Consider the following 1,275-nt stretch of genomic DNA (forward strand, 5'->3'; position numbering starts at 1 on the left):
TAATTTATTTTTAAAGTTTTTAAAATTAGAAAATTTACAATATCTTAATATTTAAGGAAATTTTTATAAAGTAAAAAACGATAACTCTAAAAAGGCTTTTTTATGCGGAATTTAAGCTTTTTGGCTTTAGGAATATTTTTTCAAATTATGTGACATATCGCAGAATTTTATTTTGTTTATACATAAATTACTATAAAAGGAAATTACTGGATAAAGGTATGAATATGGAACACGCCAACCAAATCATGATCTGTAAAGTTTCTCCTAAATGGTACAGGATCATAAGAAGCGAGTATTTAGTTTCCGGATCTCTTGACAGCTGTTTTTGGTCGATAGATAAAAAGTCATCTAAGCTTACGCAGGATGTGAAGGATTTTCAGCCTGGAGGAGTGGTTTTATATATTTGTCAAATCGGAGATCAGATCAAGGTTGTAGGCGGCGGTTTCTTTATTTCGTGGTATAAGATTTCACTTGATGAGGCGTGGTCGCGTTATGGTGTGCGCAACGGTGTTACGGATTTTGACGATCTGGTGGCCGAAGTTGAGGAACATGGCGGTAATCGCGACAGTAATATAATTGCGGCAACTTTAGGTAATAATTTTATTTTTGACGGCAGCAGCCTTATTACCGTGCCTGATGAAGTTTCATCACATTTTAAATCAGGATTGCGCTTTATTTTGAATATTGACGATCCTACAGGACGTTATCTCTATCAGGTAGCAAAGAAAGTTTACAATCAAGATCTTGATAAATACGGCGACACTTGGAAAGGTGTTTACTATCTGGCTTCCCGCAGCCATTTTCGCAGTTATTCTGCAGGATTTTACGCTAAAGTTCGGGCTGCTTATAAATTTAAGTGTGCAGTTACCGGATCGACCATTGTTCCTTTACTTGAAGTTGCTCAGTTAAGACCTTTTTATGATTTTAAAGAGCAGATTGCTGCAAACGGTATTTTGCTCAGATCGGATTTTCATCGGCTGGTTTCTTTGGGCTATATTACCTTGGAATATATGACAGATGATAAGGTAGTAATACGAACCTCTTCTTGCCTTAAATCAGTAGGTGCTGCTGAATATCTTGAGTATGAAGGAAAACAAGTGTCGTTGCCTGATGATAAGTCTGCATGGCCTAACCCTCAATATTTGGAATGGCATCGCAAGAATTGTTTTGAAAATTGGATGCGGCTTGGCGGTTCGCATATTTAACTGATGATTGTTTAGTTCCTGAACTCTGCTCTTTTTTGTATATCTATCAGCAGAGTTCATAATCAAAGCC

At 36.6% G+C, this 1,275-nt stretch carries 1 protein-coding gene; it reads left to right on the forward strand.

Annotation, left to right across the window (positions count from 1 at the left end; genetic code table 11):
* The first annotated feature begins 218 nt into the window (after positions 1-218).
* The gene (locus tag QZ019_RS09815) at positions 219-1,205 is read left to right on the forward strand and encodes a hypothetical protein (protein ID WP_295484651.1); all 987 of its coding nucleotides are present in this window, start codon (positions 219-221) and stop codon (positions 1,203-1,205) included.
* The last annotated feature ends 70 nt before the right edge of the window (positions 1,206-1,275 follow it).

Origin of the sequence: uncultured Succinatimonas sp., from assembly GCF_905203285.1 — a bacterium.
Lineage (GTDB): Bacteria > Pseudomonadota > Gammaproteobacteria > Enterobacterales > Succinivibrionaceae > Succinatimonas.

What these genes read in the sequence shown, in the direction of transcription:
- QZ019_RS09815 (WP_295484651.1), top strand. Translation starts at nt 219, where the DNA reads ATGAATATGGAACACGCCAACCAAATCATGATCTGTAAAGTTTCTCCT.